22 protein-coding genes and 1 other RNA gene are annotated in these 22,068 nt (G+C 43.7%); 19 read left to right on the top strand and 4 right to left on the bottom strand.

Translation table 11 applies throughout. The annotated features are described in order from the left end of the window. Positions 1-143: 143 nt before the first annotated feature. The 8 genes from zapE (at position 144) to sspB (ending at position 6,518) form a co-directional block, all read left to right on the top strand. On the top strand, positions 144-1,247 hold the full coding sequence (zapE, locus tag DZ860_RS04675) for a cell division protein ZapE (RefSeq protein ID WP_120029761.1): 1,104 nt from the start codon (positions 144-146) through the stop codon (positions 1,245-1,247). 279 nt (positions 1,248-1,526) lie between these two features. After that, positions 1,527-1,955 carry a 50S ribosomal protein L13 gene (gene rplM, locus DZ860_RS04670; RefSeq protein ID WP_120029760.1) on the top strand — a complete coding sequence of 143 codons (429 nt, stop codon included), beginning with the start codon at positions 1,527-1,529 and terminating at the stop codon, positions 1,953-1,955. A 14-nt stretch (positions 1,956-1,969) separates the two neighbouring features. Next, positions 1,970-2,362, top strand: a complete 393-nt coding sequence (gene rpsI / locus DZ860_RS04665; RefSeq protein WP_120029759.1) for a 30S ribosomal protein S9 — start codon at positions 1,970-1,972, stop codon at positions 2,360-2,362. A 329-nt stretch (positions 2,363-2,691) separates the two neighbouring features. Further along, positions 2,692-3,285, top strand: a complete 594-nt coding sequence (petA, locus tag DZ860_RS04660) for a ubiquinol-cytochrome c reductase iron-sulfur subunit (protein ID WP_120029758.1) — start codon at positions 2,692-2,694, stop codon at positions 3,283-3,285. Then, on the top strand, positions 3,285-4,550 hold the full coding sequence (locus tag DZ860_RS04655; RefSeq protein WP_120029757.1) for a cytochrome b: 1,266 nt from the start codon (positions 3,285-3,287) through the stop codon (positions 4,548-4,550). The genes petA and DZ860_RS04655 overlap by 1 nt, the downstream gene beginning before the upstream one ends. After that, a complete protein-coding gene (locus DZ860_RS04650; RefSeq protein WP_120029756.1) occupies positions 4,547-5,284 on the top strand; it encodes a cytochrome c1 in 738 nt (245 codons plus the stop codon). Before DZ860_RS04655 ends, DZ860_RS04650 begins: the two co-directional genes overlap by 4 nt. Before the next feature lie 99 nt (positions 5,285-5,383). Next, positions 5,384-6,019, top strand: coding sequence for a stringent starvation protein SspA (gene sspA / locus DZ860_RS04645; RefSeq protein WP_120029755.1), 636 nt, complete (start codon positions 5,384-5,386; stop codon positions 6,017-6,019). A gap of 10 nt (positions 6,020-6,029) precedes the next feature. After that, complete coding sequence (gene sspB / locus DZ860_RS04640; RefSeq protein WP_120029754.1) at positions 6,030-6,518, top strand: ClpXP protease specificity-enhancing factor; 489 nt, start codon at positions 6,030-6,032, stop codon at positions 6,516-6,518. A 48-nt stretch (positions 6,519-6,566) separates the two neighbouring features. Here sspB and DZ860_RS04635 read toward each other — a convergent pair whose 3' ends face one another. From DZ860_RS04635 to DZ860_RS04620, 4 genes are read right to left on the bottom strand one after another with little or no spacing between them, the layout of a single operon-like run. Continuing rightward, entirely contained in the window at positions 6,567-7,136 is a 570-nt protein-coding gene (locus tag DZ860_RS04635; RefSeq protein ID WP_120029753.1) for a BON domain-containing protein, read from the bottom strand. Positions 7,137-7,140: 4 nt separating this feature from the next. Further along, positions 7,141-7,731: a phosphoheptose isomerase gene (locus tag DZ860_RS04630; RefSeq protein ID WP_120029752.1), complete on the bottom strand. Its 591-nt coding sequence runs from the start codon at positions 7,729-7,731 to the stop codon at positions 7,141-7,143. Positions 7,732-7,733: 2 nt separating this feature from the next. Next, positions 7,734-8,102, bottom strand: coding sequence for a YraN family protein (locus DZ860_RS04625; protein WP_120029751.1), 369 nt, complete (start codon positions 8,100-8,102; stop codon positions 7,734-7,736). Further along, on the bottom strand, positions 8,086-9,900 hold the full coding sequence (locus DZ860_RS04620) for a penicillin-binding protein activator (RefSeq protein ID WP_120029750.1): 1,815 nt from the start codon (positions 9,898-9,900) through the stop codon (positions 8,086-8,088). Before DZ860_RS04620 ends, DZ860_RS04625 begins: the two co-directional genes overlap by 17 nt. A gap of 63 nt (positions 9,901-9,963) precedes the next feature. Here DZ860_RS04620 and rsmI point away from each other — a divergent pair, with 63 nt between their 5' ends. The 11 genes from rsmI (at position 9,964) to murG (ending at position 22,058) form a co-directional block, all read left to right on the top strand. Further along, entirely contained in the window at positions 9,964-10,827 is an 864-nt protein-coding gene (gene rsmI / locus DZ860_RS04615) for a 16S rRNA (cytidine(1402)-2'-O)-methyltransferase (protein ID WP_120029749.1), read from the top strand. A 95-nt stretch (positions 10,828-10,922) separates the two neighbouring features. After that, an RNA gene (gene rnpB / locus DZ860_RS04610) (RNase P RNA component class A) lies at positions 10,923-11,328 on the top strand. Between the two features lie 186 nt (positions 11,329-11,514). Beyond that, positions 11,515-12,465, top strand: coding sequence for a 16S rRNA (cytosine(1402)-N(4))-methyltransferase RsmH (gene rsmH / locus DZ860_RS04605; protein ID WP_120029748.1), 951 nt, complete (start codon positions 11,515-11,517; stop codon positions 12,463-12,465). 6 nt (positions 12,466-12,471) lie between these two features. Beyond that, positions 12,472-12,789 (top strand): cell division protein FtsL, encoded by a 318-nt coding sequence (gene ftsL / locus DZ860_RS04600; protein ID WP_120029747.1) that lies wholly within the window; start codon positions 12,472-12,474, stop codon positions 12,787-12,789. Then, positions 12,786-14,519: a penicillin-binding transpeptidase domain-containing protein gene (locus DZ860_RS04595; RefSeq protein ID WP_120029746.1), complete on the top strand. Its 1,734-nt coding sequence runs from the start codon at positions 12,786-12,788 to the stop codon at positions 14,517-14,519. The genes ftsL and DZ860_RS04595 overlap by 4 nt, the downstream gene beginning before the upstream one ends. A gap of 12 nt (positions 14,520-14,531) precedes the next feature. Then, positions 14,532-16,016, top strand: coding sequence for a UDP-N-acetylmuramoyl-L-alanyl-D-glutamate--2,6-diaminopimelate ligase (gene murE, locus DZ860_RS04590; protein WP_120029745.1), 1,485 nt, complete (start codon positions 14,532-14,534; stop codon positions 16,014-16,016). Continuing rightward, positions 16,013-17,371 carry a UDP-N-acetylmuramoyl-tripeptide--D-alanyl-D-alanine ligase gene (locus DZ860_RS04585; RefSeq protein WP_120029744.1) on the top strand — a complete coding sequence of 453 codons (1,359 nt, stop codon included), beginning with the start codon at positions 16,013-16,015 and terminating at the stop codon, positions 17,369-17,371. Before murE ends, DZ860_RS04585 begins: the two co-directional genes overlap by 4 nt. Beyond that, complete coding sequence (gene mraY / locus DZ860_RS04580; protein ID WP_120029743.1) at positions 17,368-18,450, top strand: phospho-N-acetylmuramoyl-pentapeptide-transferase; 1,083 nt, start codon at positions 17,368-17,370, stop codon at positions 18,448-18,450. The genes DZ860_RS04585 and mraY overlap by 4 nt, the downstream gene beginning before the upstream one ends. A 15-nt stretch (positions 18,451-18,465) precedes the next feature. Continuing rightward, entirely contained in the window at positions 18,466-19,791 is a 1,326-nt protein-coding gene (gene murD / locus DZ860_RS04575) for a UDP-N-acetylmuramoyl-L-alanine--D-glutamate ligase (RefSeq protein ID WP_120029742.1), read from the top strand. A gap of 19 nt (positions 19,792-19,810) precedes the next feature. Then, positions 19,811-21,010, top strand: a complete 1,200-nt coding sequence (gene ftsW / locus DZ860_RS04570; protein WP_120029741.1) for a cell division protein FtsW — start codon at positions 19,811-19,813, stop codon at positions 21,008-21,010. Beyond that, positions 20,997-22,058 (top strand): undecaprenyldiphospho-muramoylpentapeptide beta-N-acetylglucosaminyltransferase, encoded by a 1,062-nt coding sequence (gene murG / locus DZ860_RS04565; RefSeq protein WP_120029740.1) that lies wholly within the window; start codon positions 20,997-20,999, stop codon positions 22,056-22,058. The genes ftsW and murG overlap by 14 nt, the downstream gene beginning before the upstream one ends. Positions 22,059-22,068 lie beyond the last annotated feature (10 nt).

The raw sequence follows: 22,068 nt of genomic DNA, 5'->3' as shown, positions 1-22,068 counted from the left end.
CCTTTATGTTTGATTTAACATGTTGTTTACTAGGTGGTTACACATGTTCAAATGACATGGTACTATGAGAACCTTAACCAATAAAGAAAAATGCGTGTGCTCTGCATAGCAGTTTTGTCTCTTCTCTGGTGGGCAATGGAACGATGACTCCTTTAGAAATATACCAACGAGATATTAAGCATAATGGGTTTCAAAAAGATGATGCTCAATATGAAGCCGTTTATGCTCTTGATAGACTTTATCGAGAATTTGTCGACTATATAAATACACCGACTCAAGAAGTTATCGGTTGGAAAAAGCTTTTTGTCAAAGCTCCCTTACCACCAGAACCACCACAGGGTTTGTATTTTTGGGGTGGAGTAGGGCGTGGTAAAACCTATTTGATGGATCTTTTTTTTCAAACGCTACCAACAGAAAAGAAAATGCGAGTTCACTTTCACCGTTTTATGCATAGAGTTCATGATGAACTTAAGGCGCTAGGTGAAGTGGAAGATCCGTTAGAAAAAGTAGCGGATAAGTTTAAGCAAGAAGCTGAGATTATTTGCTTTGATGAGTTTTTTGTGTCGGATATTACTGATGCGATGATTTTAGGTACGTTGTTCCAAGAGCTATTCTCTCGCGGCGTGATATTGGTGGCGACATCCAATATTCCCCCTCACGATCTTTATCGTAATGGCTTACAAAGAGCCCGCTTTTTGCCTGCAATTGAATTAATAGAAAAAAACTGCCTCGTTATGAATGTCGACAGTGGCGTTGACTATCGTTTACGAACACTTGAGCAAGCTGAAATTTATCACTACCCATTAGATGAACAAGCCAATATCAACTTGCATCGCTATTACACGCAATTGGTGGGCGATGAAAAGGTAACGCAGACCGAGATAGAAATTAATCATCGAGATATAGCCGTCGTTAAGGCATCGGATGGGGTTTTATTCGCAACTTTCTCTCAGCTTTGTCAAACCGCTCGAAGCCAAAATGACTATATAGAGATCTCTAAGATTTATCATACTGTGCTCTTAGCTGATGTTGCTCAAATGGGCGGAAGCCTAGATGATGCTGCGAGACGCTTTATCGCGTTAGTGGATGAGTTTTATGAGCGTAATGTGAAGTTGATTATTTCAGCGCAAGTCGCATTGCCAAATTTGTACACTTCAGGCCAATTGGAGTTTGAGTTTGCACGCTGCCAATCTCGACTAACTGAAATGCAAAGTCATGATTACCTTATGAGTGAGCATTTAGCCTAATAGTATCTTCAAGTGGTTTGGGTCTTTATCATCAAGTCACTCAAGTAGAGAACTTGGGTGATTTTAGAAAAGAATAGAAAAAGAGTGCGTTAAATCGAAAAAAAAGGTGATTTTTTCAGCTCACTTCTCTATAATCCTGCGACCCACCGTTACTGCAGACCAATTTCTGTGGAAATTCGAGTCGAGAGAACCATCCACTCGAAGGGGTGATGACTGGGCTCTTAGTCAGTGGGAGCTATGCTCCTTAAGTGTAAATTTAATTAACGGGTTATTATTAGCATGAAAACTTTCGTTGCTAAACCAGAAACTGTAAAACGCGACTGGTATGTTGTAGACGCTGAAGGTAAAACTCTTGGCCGTCTAGCAAGTGAAATTGCATCTCGCCTACGTGGCAAACACAAAGCTGAATACACTCCTCACGTTGACACTGGTGATTACATCATCGTTATCAACGCTGAGAAAGTTGCTGTAACAGGTAACAAGGCTAAAGGTAAAGTGTATTACCGTCATACTGAGTTCCCTGGTGGTCTTAAATCAATCACTTTTGAAAAGTTGATTGTTAAGAAACCAGAGATGGTTCTTGAACTTGCTGTTAAAGGTATGTTGCCACGTGGTCCTCTAGGCCGTGCTATGTACCGTAAGCTTAAAGTTTACGCTGGTGCTGAGCACAACCATGTTGCTCAACAACCACAAGTACTAGACATCTAATCGGGGATTTCGAAATGGCAGAGAATCAATACTACGGCACTGGCCGTCGCAAAAGCTCAGCTGCTCGTGTTTTTATCAAACCGGGTACTGGCAACATCGTAATCAACAAGCGTAGCCTTGATGAATACTTCGGTCGTCCAACTTCTCGCATGGTTGTTAAACAACCTCTTGAGCTAGTTGAACTAACTGAGAAACTAGACCTATACATCACTGTTAAAGGTGGTGGTATTTCTGGTCAAGCTGGTGCGATCCGTCACGGTATCACACGCGCTCTAATGGAATACGATGAGTCATTCCGTCCTGCTCTACGTGCAGCTGGCTACGTTACTCGTGACGCTCGTTGCGTTGAACGTAAGAAAGTTGGTCTACGTAAAGCACGTCGCAAACCACAGTTCTCTAAGCGTTAATCTTTTTTCGAAAAGAGATGCTTCCAGTTTTATACTGGGGTGTGGATTCAAAGCCTGGCTATATGCCAGGCTTTTTGTTTTTCTACACATAGCAACATCTTGATTTATCTGCTTCCTCTCTCTCCTTTGTTTCTCAAATTCTTCTTTTGTGACCTCATAGGCGCTTTGACTTTACAAATGTTACAAAAAAGTGGCTTTATCTTGTCAAAAAGTAGGGTTTTATTTATCATTTGCCATCAAATAAATACAATTAAATTCGTGTTTTGTTAGCCATGCTCTTTGGATAGGGATATTAACAATCCATTAGAAGCAAATGGGAGAATGTTTGGATGAGCAATGCGCCTTTAAATAACGGACGCAGACGTTTCTTAACCGCCACAACAGCAGTAGTGGGCGGACTAGGAGCAGCTGCGGTAGCAGTTCCGTTTATAAAATCTTGGAACCCAAGTGAAAAAGCAAAAGCTGCCGGTGCGCCGGTGGAAGTCGATATCAGTAAACTCGAACAGGGACAAATGGTCCGTGTTGAATGGCGAGGCAAACCTGTTTGGGTTGTACGCCGAGCCCAATCAATCGTCGATACCCTAAATAGCCTTGATGGCGATCTACGTGATCCGAGTTCGGGCGAAGCCCAGCAACCATCTTATGCCCAGAACGCTTATCGTTCGATTAAGCCAGAATACTTCGTCGCCGTTGGCATATGTACCCACCTTGGTTGTTCGCCAACTTACTTGCCTGACAGTTTTAATGAGCAAGTTCAAGGGGTTAAATCAGGCTTCTTTTGTCCATGTCATGGTTCAAAATTTGATATGGCTGGACGTGTATTCCAAGGAGTGCCTGCGCCATTGAACCTCGTGGTTCCAAAGCACATGTATTTAAGCGATACCAAGATCATGATCGGTATTGATGAAGAAGGGGAGGCATAATGCAAGGTCTACTTGATTGGGTAGAAAAACGCATACCCGCAATGAATGCGTATAAGAAGCACCTTTCAGAGTATCCGATGCCAAAGAACTTTAACTTTTGGTATCTTTTTGGCTCGTTAGCGATGCTGGTTTTAGTTAATCAAATCTTAACTGGTATTTGGTTAACAATGAATTATATTCCGTCTGGTGATGGAGCGTTTGCCTCTGTTGAATACATCATGCGTGATGTGGAATATGGTTGGCTACTTCGTTATATGCACTCAACGGGTGCTTCGGCATTTTTCGTTGTGATTTATCTGCATATGTTCCGCGGCCTAATTTATGGCTCGTACCAAAAACCTCGTGAGCTACTATGGATCTTCGGTATGTTGATCTTCTTAGTTCTGATGGCTGAAGCGTTCATGGGCTACTTGCTACCTTGGGGACAAATGTCTTACTGGGGGGCACAGGTAATTATTTCGCTATTTGGTGCGATTCCTGTGATAGGTGATGACCTAACACTATGGATTCGTGGTGACTACGTTATTTCGGGTGCGACACTTAACCGTTTCTTTGCATTACATGTTATCGCGCTACCGATTGTGTTGTTGTTGCTGATCGTATTACATATTTTGGCTCTTCATGAAGTTGGCTCAAATAACCCGGATGGTATCGAGACTAAACTGCCAAAAGGTAAAATGGGAGATGACTATAAAACACAGTTCAAATTCCATGATTACTATTCGAAGAAATACGACATTATTGATTCTGTCCCATTCCACCCATACGGTACGGTAAAAGATCTTGTCGGTGTTGCTGGTTTCTTATTCCTATTCTGTTATGTCTTGTTTTTTAACCCTGAGATGGGCGGTTACTTCCTTGAGCCACCTAACTTTGAAGCAGCGAACCCGTTGAAGACACCAGAGCATATTGCCCCTGTTTGGTACTTCACACCATTCTACGCCATATTGCGTGCAGTCCCTGATAAGCTACTCGGCGTTATCGCGATGGGCGCTTCGATTGTTATTTTGTTCGTCCTACCATGGTTAGATCGTTGTAAAGTTCGCTCTTATCGTTACCGTAGTAAGTTCCATTTGTTCAATATTATTCAGTTCACCATCTGCTTTGTCGCATTGGGTATTCTAGGTGCGTTGCCAGCAACGGCGCTGTACACATTGCTAGCGCAGATCTTTAGCTTGGGTTACTTCATGTTCTTTGTGTTGTTGTTCTTCTACAGCAAAAATGAAGCAACGAAACCATTACCAGAGAGGGTGACATTCAAATGAAAAAATGGATTTTAGTATTGTTTGCCATGCTGCCATCTCTGGCGATGGCGGCTGGAGCCAACGTTCCCTTAGATAAGGCGAACAATGACTTGAGCGATCAGGCATCACTGCAAAATGGTGCGAAACTATTTATGAATTACTGCTTCGCTTGTCACTCAACGCAGTATCAACGCTATGAACGTGTCGCGACGGATATTGGTATTCCACTAGACTTGATGCAAGAAAATCTAATTTTTGACTCAAATGCTAAAATTGGCGACCTAATGGAAAATGCGATTCCAGATGCAATGGCGGCAAAATGGTTTGGTGCTCCACCACCAGATCTGACTTTGGTTGCTCGTGTTCGTGGTGCTGATTGGCTGTATACTTACTTACGTTCTTTTTACGCTGATCCGTCAAGACCGTTTGGCGTTAATAACGTTGTATTCCCAAGTGTAGGTATGCCTCACGTGCTGGAAGAGTTACAAGGGATCCCAACGCCAGTATACGAAACTCAGACAACTGAGAATGGAGATGTACAAGTTGTTGTTGGTATTGAAACGAATGGTACAGGTGAGCTAAATGCGGAAGAGTACGATAGTGCAGTTCGTGATTTGGTTAACTTCTTAGAGTACTCTGGAGACCCAGTAAAACTGGAACGACATACATTAGGGTGGTGGGTAATGGGTTTCCTTGTTATCTTTACTATTGTAGTCGTGCTTCTCAAGAAAGAGTATTGGCGTGATGTGCACTAAATATGCTATAATACCGCGCTAATTCCAAAATTTATTGTTCATAATGGAGGCTAAGCCTCCATTATTTTTTTTGTTTCTGTAAGTGTGCTGGAGGACTCCATGGCTGTAGCTGCCAATAAACGTTCTGTGATGACTCTTTTTTCAAGTGCATCTGATATGTATAGCCATCAGGTACGTATTGTGTTGGCTGAGAAAGGTGTAAGTGTTGAAGTTGAACTCGTAGATGAAGTTAATCTACCAGCTGAACTGATTGAGCTTAATCCTTATAAATCAGTTCCGACGCTCGTTGATCGCGAGTTAGCACTTTACGACTCTAAAATTATTATGGAGTACCTGGATGAGCGTTTCCCTCATCCACCGCTAATGCCGGTTTACCCAGTAGCTCGTGGTAATAGTCGTTTGATGATTTACCGTATCGAGAGAAACTGGTACTCGCTAGCAGAAAAAGTAGTTAAAGGTAATGTAGAAGAAGCTGAAGCTGCTCGTAATAAGCTTCGCAATGATCTTCTGACTCTAGGTCCAGTGTTTGCTGAATACGAATACTTCATGAGCGAAGAATTCAGCTTGATTGATTGCTACCTAGCTCCGTTACTATGGCGTCTACCTCAGTTAGGCATCGAGCTAGTAGGTCCTGGTTCTAAGGAACTTAAGATCTACATGAATCGTGTATTTGAACGTGATTCATTCCTTGCTTCGTTAACGGAAGCTGAACGCGAGATGCGTCTTAGTCGTTAATGGTTAAGTAATGGATAATTCTGTAATGACAGCTCGTAGACCGTATCTATTACGTGCGTTTTACGAGTGGTTAGTAGACAACGATTTGACTCCACATCTTGTGGTTGATGCAATGCTACCTGGCGTGCGTGTACCACAAGAATTTGTGCAGGACGGTCAAATTATTTTGAATGTTGCGCCTCGCGCGGTTGGCAATTTAGAGTTGGGTAATGAGGCTGTTAGCTTCAGTGCACGCTTTAGTGGTCGACCTCATTCTGTCATCGTACCTATCTATGCTGTTCAAGCTATTTATGCCCGTGAAAATGGTGCAGGAACTATGTTTGAGCCAGAAGAGGCTTACATGACAGATATCGAGGATGCAGATGCTTGGTTAGAAGAGGAAGACATGGCAACAAGTGGTCTTTCTTTGGCTTCAGAATCAGATGCGCAAGAAGATTCGCATCCTGAAGATGAGCCACCAAGACCAAGTGGCCGTCCTAGTTTACGAGTCGTAAAATAGAAAAAGCAGCGCTAAGGCGCTGCTTTTTATTTATCTATTGAAAGCGGTTTAGCTATCGTACTGAAATGCTTTAATAACTTGTTTGACACCAGAAATGTTTCTCGCAATGTCTGTCGCAATATTTGCTTGTTGTTCTGTGACTAAACCAAAGAGAAATACTTCTTTATCTTCAGTAATCACTTTTACTTTCACACCATTCAATTCTTTATTTGCTAGCAATGCAGACTTAACTTTCGTCGTGATCCAACTATCATGGCTAATCTCACCGAGAGTAATTGGCGGTTTGATACGAACTTGCGTATGTACATCCTTTACGCCTTCAAGTTGTCGTGTTTGTTGAACAAATTGATCGAGTAACCCATCATTTTGTGCTTGTCCCATCAAAACGACGGTACCATTGTATGAACTGGCAATGATACGAGCCTGTGAACGATAAGGTACTTTATTACTAAGTCCCGCTACTTCAAACTCAACGTTATTGTCATACCAGATTTCTTGTGTAGTACGTGTGTCAGTCACAATATTGGCGGTGGTTGCTGCGCCAGCAACAAAGAGTCCTGCGCACCCAGTTGATGTAAGCAGGAAAGCAGACAAACATAACGTTGGTAAGAATTTCATTAATTTACTCTTCGTGGGCTGGGAATAGAACTTGGTCGATAAGATCGCATAAGCAATGTAGCGTCACCATATGCACCTCATGAATTCTTGCTGTTCTGTGAGATGGAATGCGAATTTCAACATCATGCTCACCAAGTAAGCCAGCCATTTCACCGCCATCTTTACCGGTTAACGCAATGATCGTCATATCTCGGGTTACTGCTGCTTCCATTGCTTTTATGATGTTCTTACTGTTACCACTCGTTGAGATAGCAAGCAAGATATCGCCAGCCTGACCAAATGCACGAACTTGCTTAGAGAAAATCTGCTCGTAATGGTAATCATTAGCAACAGCGGTCAAGGTTGTTATATCAGCAGTGAGAGCCATTGCAGGAAGGCTAGGGCGTTCTGTTTCAAATCTATTGAGCAAGCAAGAGACGAACTGCTGAGCATTAGAGGAAGAACCTCCATTACCACAGCAGAGAACTTTGTTTCCGTTAAGTAAACTGGAGACCATCGCTTGAGCAGCGTGTGTAATGGCATCTGGTAATGCTTCTGCTGCTGCAATTTGGATTTGGATGCTTTCTGTAAAACTTTCTTTAATGCTCTCTAGCATGTTTATCCTTGAGTTATCGCGTTCTGTATCCAATCGATCTCTTTGCCGTCATTATGAATAGCAATCAAATCAAATCGGTAATCAGTGGTGTAGCTTGATAAGCCTTGCTGTTTTAACCAGACATTTGCAGCACGAATGATGTTGTTCATTTTGCTTTTGGTAACGGTTTCCGCAGCATGACCATAATGTTGTGATTGTCGGTAGCGCACTTCAACAAAAACAATAGTTTGCCCATCTCGCATGATAAGGTCTATTTCCCCACCGCGAGCATGGAAGTTGCGCGTTATTATACTCAAGCCGTCGCCAGAGAGATATCTTTCGGCGACGGCTTCATAGTGTTTACCTTTGTGGGTTTTACTTATCATCCCCATGTGCCGCCCAGCTCATTTCTCTATGTACAACACAATGGTTGTCTATCGAAAGGACGCCAGTATTACCGTTTAACTGGTAATCAGGTACCAGTTTCATTTGCGGTAATTGCTCAATGAGTAAGTAGGCATCCATACCTAGTGCTTGCAGACGTTTCTCTGCGTTGTTGCCTTTCGGCCAAGCCTGATTCATTTGTGATTCAAGTGATGCTTCAGGATCAATCAACAGTGGTATATCGCTATAAATAACCCCAGTAAGGTCTTCAAATTGCTGACGACCATTGTTACTTCGTGAGTTAGAGAAAAGCTTTGGTGGCGTAGTATCTGGATTGATAGCAACTTCAATGAAAGGTTTGATTAGTGTTAATTCGCCACTGCTTGCGACAATATAAACAGCATCCACATCACGACGGCTACGAGGCTGGCTCTCTAGTGGAATATTTAGTAGTGATTCCATTTGCGCAATATGTTGTTGGCTATCTTGTAGGCCAAACGCTTTATTGATGCTGCGTTGCAGTTGGCGTTTGTCCCCAAATAGATCGACAGAAACTTTATTGTTGCTGTATTTCGTCCATTCATCTTCGAAAGCTTGTACGACGCGAGAACCTAGGCGACCTTTAGGTGCGAGGATCAGTGGGTAACGGTACCCTTCTTTAAATAGGTGTTTTGCCGCTTGTGCTACTTCTTGATCTGGCGACAATGATAGGTAACACGTGTTATTGCCATATTGAAGATCTTCAGGGATATTCAGCGCTAACATCGGTAAAGTTGAACCCGATTCATTTAGAACACTTTGCAGTGTTGCAACGTTCTCTTTCATCAGAGGGCCAACAACGAAATCAATATTCTTTTCAGCGAATGTTTGTTTTAAAACTTCAATGGTCGTTGTATTGGTATCTAATACAGTGAGCGTCGCATTTTCATCACGTTGCGGGTCATTCATCATTTGCAAAATAAAGCCATCACGGATCAGTTTTGCTTGCTGACTGAATTTACCCGTTAGTGGCAATAGTAGTGCGGTATTTTGTGGCTTGACGATATTCAATGCCAGAATGTCAGTAATCGATTGTGGAGTATACAGAGCAGCAGGGTGGTTAGGGTGTTCTAATAACCATTGCTCTAACACACTTTTAAGCTGGTTGAGGTTGCCTGCAAAGGTTTTTTGGTACACAGCAAGTTGAACCCAACCTGAAAAAACAGCATCGTTCTGGCTCAGCGTGAATTCAGTTAATTGATTCAGAGGGGTTAGCTGTAAGTTAGCCCAAATAGCTTGAGAAATTGAGGCCTGTTCAGCACTTGGTGCATATTTACTTAACTCGGTAAGTTCGTAAGCGGCATTAAACTCATCATTACTCGCTAAGTAGCTATCGACGCGAAGTTGATGATATTGCTTCCATTGCTCATTAGAAAGCTGCCAAGATGGACGGAAGTTGAGCATTTCAACAATTTGTGCTGTTTGGTTCTGTTTTTTTAGTAACTCAGCACGAGTGAGTTGCCACTCAGCTTGCTGTGAGTCAGAAAGCGTTTGGCGAGCAATTCGTTGGGTTAATAGCTCAGCTTGTTGTTCGTCACCAGCAATAACCGCAGCTTTGAAAGCCATGATTAACCAATCGCTTTGAAGACTGCCTGTGGAGCTATCGGCTTGCATTAGGTAACTCTGAGCCGATTGCGTTGGAGCTGTCGTAATATCAACCGAGTTTGGTGCTGATGGTGTCGTTGAACACGCTGCTAAAGTGACAGCGAGAGCTACAGGAGTCAGTAAGCGTGTTACACTTAGGCGCTTTTGGTTTTTCATAGCCATGAGTTCTTCATTAAGTCCGTATACAATTGTGTCTATATTAATCGTTGAAGTGATGCTAAACAAATGACAGATAACAAAACCTTACCAGACCAGATCCCAACTTTATTCATCGTACCCACCCCTATCGGGAATTTGGGAGATATAACGCAACGCGCGATTGAGGTCTTATCTAGCGTGGATCTGATAGCAGCCGAAGACACTCGTCATACCGGAAAATTACTATCACACTTCAATATTCAAACTAAAACCTTTGCTCTACATGATCACAACGAACAACAAAAAGCACAAGTTTTAGTCGAAAAATTATTAGAGGGACAGTCTATCGCATTAGTGTCTGATGCGGGTACCCCTTTAATTAGTGATCCAGGATACCACTTGGTAACAAAATGTCGTCAAGCAGGCGTAAAAGTTGTGCCACTTCCTGGCGCATGCGCTGTTATCACTGCGTTGAGCGCTTCAGGTCTACCGTCAGATCGCTTTAGCTTCGAAGGTTTTTTACCAGCGAAAAGCAAAGGTAGAAAAGATAAATTTCTTGAAATTGCGAAAGCTGAACGCACTTGTATTTTTTACGAATCGCCACACCGTATCCTTGATTCGTTGAAAGACATGTTGGAAATTTTAGGTCCAGATCGTGAAGTGGTTCTTGCTCGTGAGTTAACAAAAACATTTGAGACTTTCCAAGGTTTACCGCTTGGTGAGTTATTTGAGTGGGTTCAAGCAGATAGTAACCAGCAACGTGGCGAAATGGTGTTACTTGTTCATGGCCACCGTGAAGCAGTTTTAGAGTCGTTACCTGATGAAGTGACCCGCACTCTGGCTATCTTGAGTAAAGAGTTACCGCTAAAAAAAGCCGCGGCTTTGGCGGCTGAAATCTATAATTTGAAAAAAAATGCACTTTATAAGTGGGGTTTAGAGAATTTAGATTAATCGATTTGTTGACTATTTAACCAAACAGTCGAGATCTGTGAGCTATGCGATGATCTTGCTAGACTCTGCTCTCACTTCCCTATACAATCCGCCTCGGAGTTGACTGGGTAGTCGCTGCTTCATTGATGTCCCTTAGCCTTGTGCTGGGGAGACTGATGGAGGGGAGGAAAGTCCGGGCTCCATAGAGCAGGGTGCCAGGTAACGCCTGGGAGGCGCAAGCCTACGACAAGTGCAACAGAGAGGAAACCGCCGATGGCTCCTACTTTCGGGTAGTGATGCACAGGTAAGGGTGAAAGGGTGCGGTAAGAGCGCACCGTGCGTCTGGCAACAGTTCGTAGCAAGGTAAACTCCACCCGGAGCAAGACCAAATAGGCTTCCACATTGCGTTGCTCGCGTAAGGAAGCGGGTAGGTTGCTTGAGCCAGTGAGCGATTGCTGGCCTAGACGAATGGCTACTGCCGCGCAAGCGGAACAGAACCCGGCTTATACGTCGACTCCACCTATTCGAGACCCACCATAATCCTACGGTTATGGTGGGTTTTTTGCTTTTTATTGACGAAAATTTTTTTGTAAGCAATAAACTTAGCGCAATATCACGTGATCCTACCTGTCAAAGGTAGCGATAAGCGACTAAATCAGTACACTGGTTAGTTTCACCACGTCAATGCGATAGCTAGATGAGATAACTATGACCGAAGCATTTAAACACGTATCAGTACTTTTGCATGAATCTATTGATGGCCTAGCTATTAAACCTGATGGCACCTATATCGACGGGACATTCGGGCGTGGTGGTCATAGCCGAACCATACTATCTAAATTGGGCGAGAATGGCCGTTTGTTTAGTATCGATCGCGATCCACAAGCCATTGCTGAAGCAAAAACGATTGATGACCCACGCTTTACTATTATCCATGGTCCTTTTTCTGGTATGGCGCAATATGCGCAAGAATATGACTTAGTTGGTAAAGTAGATGGTGTACTGCTAGACCTTGGGGTTTCATCACCACAACTTGATGATGCCGAGCGTGGTTTTAGCTTCATGAAAGATGGCCCGCTTGATATGCGTATGGATCCAACATCAGGTATCTCAGTTGCTCAATGGTTAACTGAAGCGGATTTGGATGATATCACTTGGGTAATTCGTGAGTTTGGTGAAGACAAACATGCTCGCCGTATTGCCAAGGGGATCGTTGCTTATCGTGAAAACGAAGAGAATGAGCCATTAACTCGTACTGGTCAGTTAGCAAAACTGATTTCAGATGTTGCTCCAAAAAGTTTCAAAGAGAAAAAACACCCAGCAACACGAGCATTCCAAGCATTTCGTATTTACATCAATAGTGAACTAGAAGAAATTGATACAGCGTTGAAAGGTGCGGCAAGTATTCTTGCTCCACAGGGCCGCCTATCAGTGATCAGCTTCCATTCTCTAGAAGACCGCATGGTTAAACGCTTTATTCGTAAAGAGAGCAAGGGACCAGAGGTTCCACATGGTATCCCAATGACTGAAGCTCAAATTCGAGAATTAGGCAGTGCGAACATGAAAGCCGTTGGCAAAGCCATCAAGCCGACCAAAGATGAAGTTGAAATGAATACTCGCTCTCGTAGCTCAGTGCTTCGTTTGGCAGAAAAACTGTAACGAAGAATGAGTCAGAAAAAAATAAATCTCGCCAAGATTATTCTACTCGACCTAATTTCTGTAGGTCGAGTGCCCCTTATTTTAATGTTAATGATTTTTGTCAGTGCAATGGGGGTTGTGTTTACCACTCACCATTCGCGACAAGCGATCACTGAAAAAGATCAGTCATTGGTTGAACGTGAGCGGTTGGATAATGAATGGCGAAATTTATTATTAGAAGAAACGGCTCTATCGGAGCATAGCCGAGTTCAAGCTGTTGCAAAGCAGGACCTTGATATGAAGCGCCCAGATGCCGACAAAGAAGTGATAATTGATCTACCATGACGTCATCAAAATCTAAACCAACAAAAAGTAAGCCAGAACCGGAATCGCCACAGCTGATACGCTGGCGGTTTTATTTGATTTTATTTTTTGTTTTCTGTGCTTTCGCCGTTCTGGTGGGCCGTATTGCTTATATTCAGATCATTGAACCAGATAACCTTATTAAACAAGGTGACATGCGTTCCGTTCGAGCCAAAACACTCCATTCCGCTCGCGGTATTATTTCTGATAGAAATGGGGAGCCCCTCGCTGTTAGTGTGCCTGTTGAAGCCGTTTGGGCTGATCCTGTCACTATTTTTAAAGAAAATAATGGTGGACTTAAGGATATTGACCGTTGGCATGCTCTTGCTGATGTTTTAGGCCTCAAACGACAAGACCTGCTCGATAAAATCAATGCGAATAAAACTCGTCGATTTATTTATCTCCAACGCCAAGTTAGCCCAGCAATGGCTAATTATATCCGTGAGTTAAAGCTAGCGGGGATAGGCTTGAAAGCCGAATCTCGCCGTTATTACCCAGCGGGTGAAGTAAGTGCTCATATTGTTGGTGTGACCGGGATTGATGGCCATGGTTTGGAAGGGGTTGAGCGTAGTTACGATAAATGGCTAACGGGTGAAGCGGGTAAGCGAATTATTCGTAAAGATCGTTATGGTCGTGTGGTTGAGAATATCTCCCTTGAAGAGCGTGAAGAGGGTAAACCATTAGAATTAACCATTGATCAACGCTTACAGGCGATTGCCTATCGAGCAATTAAGCAGGCGGTGGCAGATTATCGTGCAACTTCGGGTTCTGCTGTTATTTTGGATGTGAAAACTGGCGCGGTGCTTGCGATGGTTAACGCTCCGTCATACAACCCAAATAATCGCTCTGATCTTCAATCGGCCAAAATGCGAAATCGTGTGATTACTGATGCGTTTGAGCCAGGTTCAACAGTTAAACCATTTGTGGTACTCGCTGCACTTGAAAATGGCACGGCAGATAAAAATACCGTGATTGATACGGGTAACGGCATCATGCAAATTGGTGGTAGCCGAGTCCGAGATACTTCAAAAGTTGGCAAAGCCGATTTGACGACGATCCTAAAGAAATCCAGTAATATTGGTGTGGCGAACTTAGCATTGGGTATGCCTTTAGAAGCGTTATTGGGAATGTACAGCTCAGTCGGTTTTGGCGAAGCATCAGGCTTGAATTTGATCGGTGAAAGTACCGGTATTTTCCCAAACCGTCGTCGCTGGTCAAAATTTGAAATCGCTACTCTTTCATTTGGTTATGGCTTAACGATTACGCCTCTACAATTAGCACATGCCTACGCCACATTGGGTAACTATGGTAAATATCAACCTGTGCACATTATCGAAAATAACCAACAAGATTTTTCTAAGCAGGTTATTGGCCGTGAAAACGCACAAATGGTGTTAACCATGTTGGAAACGGTAACGCAGCCTGGGGGCACGGCGACTAAAGCCGCGGTTCCTGGTTATCGCGTCGCAGCAAAAACAGGTACATCCCGTAAAGCGATAGCGGGTGGCTATGGCGATGAATATTTTGCTTATACTGCCGGCGTAGCTCCTGCAAGTGACCCTCGTGTCGCTCTCGTTGTTGTGGTTAATGAGCCTCAAGGTGATAACTACTACGGTGGTTCGGTAGCCGGCCCGGTTTTCTCTGAAATAATGAAAGGTGCATTACAGATTCTCAACGTGGCACCTGATGAAAACAAATTCAAACAAGAATAAATAGGAACAGTTATGTCGCACGGACTCTCCTTAATCACATTGCTTTCTCCTTGGTTGGATATTTCCACTCAATGCTGTTCAGATGTGACGATCTCCGAGTTGGAACTTGATAGCCGAAAGGTTATTCAGGGAACGACGTTTGTTGCAATCAAAGGCCATGCTGTTGATGGTCGTCAATTTATTGATGTTGCAATTGCGCAAGGAGCGAATGCAATTCTTGCTCAAGCTTGCGATGACCATCCTCATGGTGAATACCTTGTTCAAGATGGAGTGGTGATCGTCTATTTAGATCATTTAGGACAAATCTTGTCTGAACTTGCTGGCCGTTTATATTCCTTGGGTTCTTTAAAGCTGATTGGTGTTACTGGCACTAATGGTAAGACAACCATTACCCAAATTATTGCTCAGTGGTTAGAGTTGCTTGGCCAACGAGCTGCGGTGATGGGGACGACGGGCAATGGTTTTTTAGACACATTGCAACCCGCAGCAAACACCACAGGAAATGCGGTTGAAATTCAAAGACAGCTTTCAGAATTTGCCCAGCAAGGGGCAAGCTATACTGCATTAGAAGTTTCGTCACATGGCTTGGTTCAGGGGCGTATTAAAGCGTTGCCTTTTTCGGTCGGTGTATTCTCAAACCTAAGCCGAGATCATCTTGACTACCACGGTTCAATGGAAGAGTACGCGCGAGCTAAATTGAGCTTATTTACCGAACATCATTGCGAACATGCTGTGATTAATGTCGATGACGAAATTGGATTAGCGTGGAGCGAATCACTGCCGACTTCTTTAGCGGTATCATTACAACCTAACGTTTTGAAGCATGGAGTCTGGGCGACAGAGGTTCATTATTCTGAAGCGGGTATTTCATTGGCGTTTGATGGCCATTTTGGTCAAGGGCATTTTACTATCCCACTGATAGGTGAATTTAATGCCTCCAATGTGTTACTCGCATTGACGACCTTACTCGCGTTAGGTTTTGATAAACAACAGTTGTTAAATAGTGCACCAAACCTCGTTCCTGTATTAGGTCGAATGGAGTTATTCCAAGCCGATGGGAAAGCGAAAGTGGTGGTTGATTATGCACATACTCCTGATGCATTAGAAAAAGCGCTAATGGCATTACGAGTGCATTGTCATGGCAAGTTATGGGCTATTTTTGGTTGTGGCGGAGACCGAGATAAAGGTAAGCGTCCTATGATGGCTTCTATCGGCGAGCGTTTGGCGGATAAGGTTATTTTAACCGATGATAATCCTCGTAGTGAAAACCCAGCCATGATCGTCAATGACATGCTTGAGGGAATGCAGAAGCCAGGTAACGCACAAATTGAACATAGCCGATTTAATGCGTTGCAATATGCGTTAGCTCAGGCTGAAGAAAACGACATTATCTTGTTGGCTGGTAAAGGCCATGAAGATTATCAAGTGATGGCTAACGAGACCATACACTATTCAGATCGTGAGTCAGCGATGCAGTTGTTAGGAGTCACACTATGATCACACTTAAGTTAAGCCAGTTGACTGATGTGTTAGATGCGACGCTCGTGGGGACTGATGTCGAAATTAATGCAGTATCAACAGATACACGAACAATCGCACCAGGTGCGATGTTTGTTGCTTTAATTGGTGAGCAATTTGACGCTCACGATTTTGCTGAAAAAGCGGTTGAAGCTGGAGCTAGCGCATTGTTAGTTAGCCGTCAGTTGCCTTTTGCTATTCCACAACTTGTGGTAGCTGATACAAAAATAGCTTTAGGCTTGCTTGGGGCATATGTTCATCAAGCGTGTCAAACCCCGACCGTCGCCATCACGGGAAGCTGTGGTAAAACCACGGTGAAAGAGATGGTCGCCAGCATTATGGCTCAGCAAGGCCAAGTTCTTTTTACAGCGGGCAACTTTAATAATGAGATTGGCGTACCCTTAACATTGCTACGTTCAACACGTGAAGATGATTATGCGGTTATTGAGTTAGGGGCCAACCACATCGGTGAAATTGCATACACCACACAATTAGTTAAACCTCAAGTTGCGTTGGTTAACAATGTGGCTGCAGCACATTTGGAGGGGTTTGGTTCGATTGATGGTGTTAAACAGGCAAAAGGTGAAATTTATCAAGGCTTACCACCAAGCGGTGTTGCGGTTGTTAACCTAGATAGTCATGGTGATGAGTTTTGGATAGATGTTCTTGCCGATAAACAAGTGAAGACCTTTTCATTGACTGACCGAACAGCTGACTACTTTGCTGATTCAATCGTGCTCAATGAGCAAGGGGAAGCGACGTTTACATTGCATACCTCCCAAGATTCTGAAGTCATCAAGCTAGGGATTATTGGCAAGCATAACGTATCGAATGCGCTTGCTGCTACAGCGCTTTCAGTTGAACTGGGTGCAAGTTTAGCCATGGTTCGAGTCGGCTTAGCGAACTTAGCTAAGATAAAAGGCCGAGTTGAGGTGGTCGATCTTAGCGACACCATTAAACTTATTGATGACAGTTATAATGCCAGTGTTCCAGCGATGAAAGCAGCAGCAGATTTGTTGAGCAGCTTTAATGGAACCAAATGGTTAATTTTAGGCAATATGGCCGAGTTGGGTGATGAAAGTCTTGCACTTCACCGCCAAGTCGGGGAACATGCTGCCCCACTCAATTTCGAGTACGTGTTAACGTATGGGGCTGATGCGAAAGCGATCAGTCAAGTGTGTAATGGTACACACTTCACCTCACATGAAGACATGGTTGATTTTATTAAGCAGCAGATGCATCACCTATCCGGACCGCAAGTACTATTAGTGAAAGGCGCAAATAGTGCAGGTATGAGTAAAGTGGCGACTGCGTTGAAGGAGATGTATTCATGATTATTTGGCTTGCAGAGCTGCTCCAGCCATACTTTTCATTTTTCCGTTTGTTCGAATACTTGTCGTTTCGAGCCATTCTTAGTGTTATCACTGCATTAGGCATCTCTCTTTGGATGGGGCCGCGTCTAATTAAGCGTTTACAACTATTGCAAATTGGTCAAGTCGTTCGAAACGAAGGGCCAGAATCCCACTTTAGTAAACGTGGTACGCCGACGATGGGCGGCATCATGATTTTATCGGCTATTTTGATCACGATTTTATTGTGGGCAAACCTATCAAACCCATATGTTTGGGCTGTCATTTTTGTTTTGCTTGGATATGGTGCGGTAGGCTTTGTTGATGACTATCGTAAAGTCGTGCGTAAAAACACAGACGGTTTGATTGCTCGCTGGAAATACTTTTGGCAATCAGCGATCGCACTGGTTGTCGCTTTTGCTCTATATGCACACGGAAAAGATACCGCAGCAACACAGCTAGTTGTTCCTTTCTTTAAAGATATCATGCCTCAACTTGGCTTGATGTATATCGTTTTGACTTATTTCGTCATTGTTGGCACCAGTAATGCGGTTAACTTAACCGATGGATTAGATGGCTTAGCGATTATGCCGACCGTTTTGGTTGCGGCTGGTTTTGCGGCTATCGCATGGGCCACAGGTAATGTAAATTTTGCTAATTATTTGCATATTCCTTATGTGCCAAATGCATCTGAACTCGTGGTGGTCTGTACGGCGATTGTTGGTGCTGGTTTAGGTTTCTTATGGTTTAACACTTATCCTGCGCAAGTATTTATGGGCGATGTAGGCTCTTTGGCGCTAGGTGGCGCACTGGGTACGATTGCAGTATTGGTTCGCCAAGAGTTTGTCCTTGTTATTATGGGTGGTGTTTTTGTGATGGAAACACTATCGGTTATTTTGCAAGTTGGTTCGTACAAACTACGTGGTCAGCGTATTTTCCGTATGGCTCCAATACACCACCACTATGAATTAAAAGGTTGGCCTGAGCCACGTGTTATCGTACGTTTTTGGATCATCTCAATTGTATTAGTGTTGATCGGTTTAGCTACGCTAAAAGTTCGTTAAAGGAAGTTTGCATCAATGGAACAATGGCAAGGCATTAACAATGTCGTCGTGGTAGGGCTGGGTATTACAGGCCTTTCTGTGGTTAAACATCTGGTTAAGTTACCGCATAAGCTCCAGGTGCGTGTTATTGACACACGAGATATACCACCAGGGCAAGAGCAGTTACCAGAATCAGTTGAACTGCACAGCGGTGGTTGGAATGTGCCTTGGTTACTCGATGCTGACTTAATTGTCGTGAATCCGGGTATCGCATTAGCGACCCCAGAAATTCAGCAAGCTATTGCAGCAAATATTCCTGTGGTTGGTGATATTGAGTTGTTCGCATGGGCAGTCAATAAACCGGTAGTGGCTATTACCGGATCAAATGGTAAGAGCACAGTAACCGACTTAACAGGGGTTCTTGCAAAAGCTTGTGGTTTAAGTGTCGGAGTTGGTGGCAATATCGGCGTGCCAGCTTTGGACTTGCTTCAAGATGATCGTGACCTTTATGTCTTGGAGCTCTCTAGCTTCCAGCTTGAAACGACATCTTCGTTAAAATTAGTCGCTGCGACATTCCTTAATTTGTCTGAAGACCATATGGATCGTTACGATGGTATGGCGCAATATCGCCAAGCTAAATTACGAATCTTTAATCATGCGCAAACATGCATTGTGAATGCTCAAGATAAGGAAACCTATCCTGATAGCAGTGATAGCGTAGGCAAAATTGCTGAATTTGGTCTTCATGCAGGAACTGAGTTTGATGTGATTGAGGTCGATGGTGTTGAGTATTTTTCACATAACCAAAATGTCATTTTCCCTGTTTCTGAACTCGCTCTTGTTGGCAGGCACAATGTCGCTAACGCGCTAGTGGCTTTGGCATTGTTAATTGAAGCGGGTGTGAATGTTCAAACTGGTTTGAATGCATTAAAAACTTATAGTGGCCTGACACATAGATGCCAGGTTGTAGCGGATAATCGCGGCATAAAATGGGTCAATGATTCTAAAGCGACAAATGTGGCTAGTACACTGGCAGCACTTTCAGGCTTAAATATTGCCGGTAAGCTCTATTTGCTAGTTGGTGGAATGGGTAAAGGTGCCGATTTTTCAGAACTCGCTCCAATATTAGCGACCCTAAACGTTCAACTTTGCTGTTTTGGTATCGATGGTCATGAGTTTTTACCCTTGCATCCGTCAGCCAAGCTGTTTGATTCGATGGCTGAAATCATTGAATGGGCTCAACCTCAGATGCTAGCGGGGGATATGATTATGCTGTCACCTGCGTGTGCGAGTTTTGATCAGTTCAATAACTTCATGGCAAGAGGCGATGTGTTTACTGAATTAGCACAACAATACGCTTAATAACTTAGATTATTGGAAAATGCAGTTAAAACTCTTATTCACTGGCTTCAAGGATTGGTTTAGTACACCAGCCCCAAAAGCACTGTATGACAGACAATTGGTGTGGATCTCTTTGGGCTTAATGTTAACAGGCCTAGTCATGGTGACGTCTGCCTCTTTTCCAATAAGTACTCGTCTTACCGATCAGCCTTTTCACTTTATGTTTCGCCATGCGACATTTTTGATTCTTGCTCTGGGGACGTCAGCGGTGATATTGCAAGTGCCGCTGTCATTGTGGTTTAAAAAAGGCCACTACTTGCTCGTTCTCTCCTTTGTACTGCTGATCATTGTGCTTCTTGCCGGTAAATCGGTGAACGGAGCATCACGTTGGATTCCTCTAGGGCTGTTTAACTTACAGCCAGCGGAGGTCGCTAAACTTTCCTTGTTCATATTCATGGCTGGCTACCTAGTAAGGAAGCAAGACGAAGTAAGAGAAACATTCTTTGGCGGCTTTATGAAGCCCATCATTATTTTTGCTTTTCTTGCGGGTTTGTTACTGCTTCAACCTGACTTAGGTACTGTCATCGTTATGCTGGTGACTCTATTTGGTATGCTATTTATTGCCGGGGCCAAATTAACCCAATTTATTGCGCTTATGATAGCGGGCATTGTATTAGTCGTGGGGCTTATTATTGTCGAGCCTTACCGAATGAGACGTGTTACTTCGTTTATGGACCCATGGGAAGACCCATTTGGAAGTGGCTATCAGCTGACGCAGTCTTTAATGGCATTTGGACGAGGTGAGTGGTTTGGACAAGGGCTTGGGAATTCAATCCAAAAACTAGAATACCTTCCTGAGGCTCACACCGACTTTGTATTCGCAGTATTGGCTGAAGAGCTCGGTTTTGTTGGCGTTGTACTTGTTCTAATGTTGATATTTAGCTTAGTGTTTAAAGCAATATTCATTGGGCGCAATGCGTTTGAACGAAAGAATCTATTTGGTGGTTATCTCGCGTTTGGTATTGGCATTTGGTTTGCTTTTCAAACATTAGTCAACGTCGGTGCTGCTGCGGGTATCGTTCCAACCAAAGGCCTTACATTACCGCTGATAAGTTACGGTGGTTCCAGTTTAATTATCATGTCGATTGCAGTATCGATATTGCTGCGGATTGATCATGAATGTCGTGTCGCCGAATTAGCCGATGAATCGAAAAAGATAGATACCGATGAAGAAAAATAAAAGATTAATGGTGATGGCTGGTGGTACTGGAGGACATGTTTTTCCAGGGCTAGCGGTCGCTAAAAAACTTCAGCAACAAGGTTGGGAAATCCGCTGGTTAGGGACAGAAGACCGCATGGAAGCCGACTTGGTACCAAAGCATGGTATTGAGATAGATTTTATTAAGGTAAAAGGTCTACGCGGGCAAGGTGTAACTCGTTTATTAGCCGCACCATTTCAAATAGTAAAAGCCATTATACAAGCGCGTCGCTACATGAAATCTTGGCAACCTGATGCAGTTCTGGGAATGGGTGGGTATGTCAGCGGACCGGGGGGTATCGCGGCATGGCTGAGCGGGATCCCAGTAGTATTGCACGAGCAAAATGCAGTCGCAGGTTTGACTAACCAGTGGTTAGCAAAAATAGCCAGCAAAGTGTTTCAAGCATTTCCAGGAGCATTTCCAGACGCAGAGGTTGTAGGTAACCCGGTTCGTGAAGATGTGACACAAATAGAAGATCCGGAATTACGTATGGATGAGCGTAGTGGCCCCATTCGCATTTTAGTGATGGGTGGCAGTCAAGGTGCTCGTATCTTAAACCAAACGATGCCGCAGGTAATGGCTGCATTGGGTGGTGATTATTGTGTTCGCCACCAAGCAGGGAAAGGAAGTGCTGAAGAAGTGCAGCAGTCCTATCAAGCTCTGGGCGTATCCAATGTACAAGTTACCGAGTTTATTGATGATGTCGCGCAAGCTTATCAATGGGCAGACTTATTAGTTTGTCGCTCTGGTGCGCTAACAGTATCAGAAGTGTCGGCTGCAGGCGTTGGGGCTATTTTTATTCCCTTTATGCATAAAGACCGTCAGCAAGCATTGAATGCCGATCACCTTGTTGAATGTGGGGCAGCTAAAATGATTGAACAACCTGACCTCACAGTAGAAAAGTTAACAGAACAAATTTTAGAGTTAGACCGTCCTCACTTACAAGTGATGGCAAGCAAGGCGAGAAAGGCTGCCAAGTTAGAAGCCGATTCCGTTGTGGCTAATGCCATTATCGCTCTAACAAAATAATGAGAAGATT

The organism is Vibrio sinensis (assembly GCF_003605645.1).
GTDB lineage: Bacteria > Pseudomonadota > Gammaproteobacteria > Enterobacterales > Vibrionaceae > Vibrio > Vibrio sinensis.
The sequence above is the reverse complement of the archived record's forward strand: the minus strand, read 5'-3'. Positions and strand labels throughout refer to the sequence as shown.

Coding starts and splice junctions, on each gene's coding strand:
- DZ860_RS04635 (WP_120029753.1), bottom strand. CDS start 7,136: ATGAAATTCTTACCAACGTTATGTTTGTCTGCTTTCCTGCTTACATCA.
- murD (WP_120029742.1), top strand. CDS start 18,466: ATGGAACAATGGCAAGGCATTAACAATGTCGTCGTGGTAGGGCTGGGT.
- ftsL (WP_120029747.1), top strand. CDS start 12,472: ATGAGTCAGAAAAAAATAAATCTCGCCAAGATTATTCTACTCGACCTA.
- mraY (WP_120029743.1), top strand. CDS start 17,368: ATGATTATTTGGCTTGCAGAGCTGCTCCAGCCATACTTTTCATTTTTC.
- sspA (WP_120029755.1), top strand. CDS start 5,384: ATGGCTGTAGCTGCCAATAAACGTTCTGTGATGACTCTTTTTTCAAGT.
- rsmI (WP_120029749.1), top strand. CDS start 9,964: ATGACAGATAACAAAACCTTACCAGACCAGATCCCAACTTTATTCATC.
- petA (WP_120029758.1), top strand. CDS start 2,692: ATGAGCAATGCGCCTTTAAATAACGGACGCAGACGTTTCTTAACCGCC.
- sspB (WP_120029754.1), top strand. CDS start 6,030: ATGGATAATTCTGTAATGACAGCTCGTAGACCGTATCTATTACGTGCG.
- ftsW (WP_120029741.1), top strand. CDS start 19,811: ATGCAGTTAAAACTCTTATTCACTGGCTTCAAGGATTGGTTTAGTACA.
- DZ860_RS04655 (WP_120029757.1), top strand. CDS start 3,285: ATGCAAGGTCTACTTGATTGGGTAGAAAAACGCATACCCGCAATGAAT.
- DZ860_RS04625 (WP_120029751.1), bottom strand. CDS start 8,102: ATGGGGATGATAAGTAAAACCCACAAAGGTAAACACTATGAAGCCGTC.
- rsmH (WP_120029748.1), top strand. CDS start 11,515: ATGACCGAAGCATTTAAACACGTATCAGTACTTTTGCATGAATCTATT.
- rpsI (WP_120029759.1), top strand. CDS start 1,970: ATGGCAGAGAATCAATACTACGGCACTGGCCGTCGCAAAAGCTCAGCT.
- murE (WP_120029745.1), top strand. CDS start 14,532: ATGTCGCACGGACTCTCCTTAATCACATTGCTTTCTCCTTGGTTGGAT.
- DZ860_RS04595 (WP_120029746.1), top strand. CDS start 12,786: ATGACGTCATCAAAATCTAAACCAACAAAAAGTAAGCCAGAACCGGAA.
- DZ860_RS04585 (WP_120029744.1), top strand. CDS start 16,013: ATGATCACACTTAAGTTAAGCCAGTTGACTGATGTGTTAGATGCGACG.
- zapE (WP_120029761.1), top strand. CDS start 144: ATGACTCCTTTAGAAATATACCAACGAGATATTAAGCATAATGGGTTT.
- DZ860_RS04650 (WP_120029756.1), top strand. CDS start 4,547: ATGAAAAAATGGATTTTAGTATTGTTTGCCATGCTGCCATCTCTGGCG.
- DZ860_RS04620 (WP_120029750.1), bottom strand. CDS start 9,900: ATGGCTATGAAAAACCAAAAGCGCCTAAGTGTAACACGCTTACTGACT.
- rplM (WP_120029760.1), top strand. CDS start 1,527: ATGAAAACTTTCGTTGCTAAACCAGAAACTGTAAAACGCGACTGGTAT.
- DZ860_RS04630 (WP_120029752.1), bottom strand. CDS start 7,731: ATGCTAGAGAGCATTAAAGAAAGTTTTACAGAAAGCATCCAAATCCAA.
- murG (WP_120029740.1), top strand. CDS start 20,997: ATGAAGAAAAATAAAAGATTAATGGTGATGGCTGGTGGTACTGGAGGA.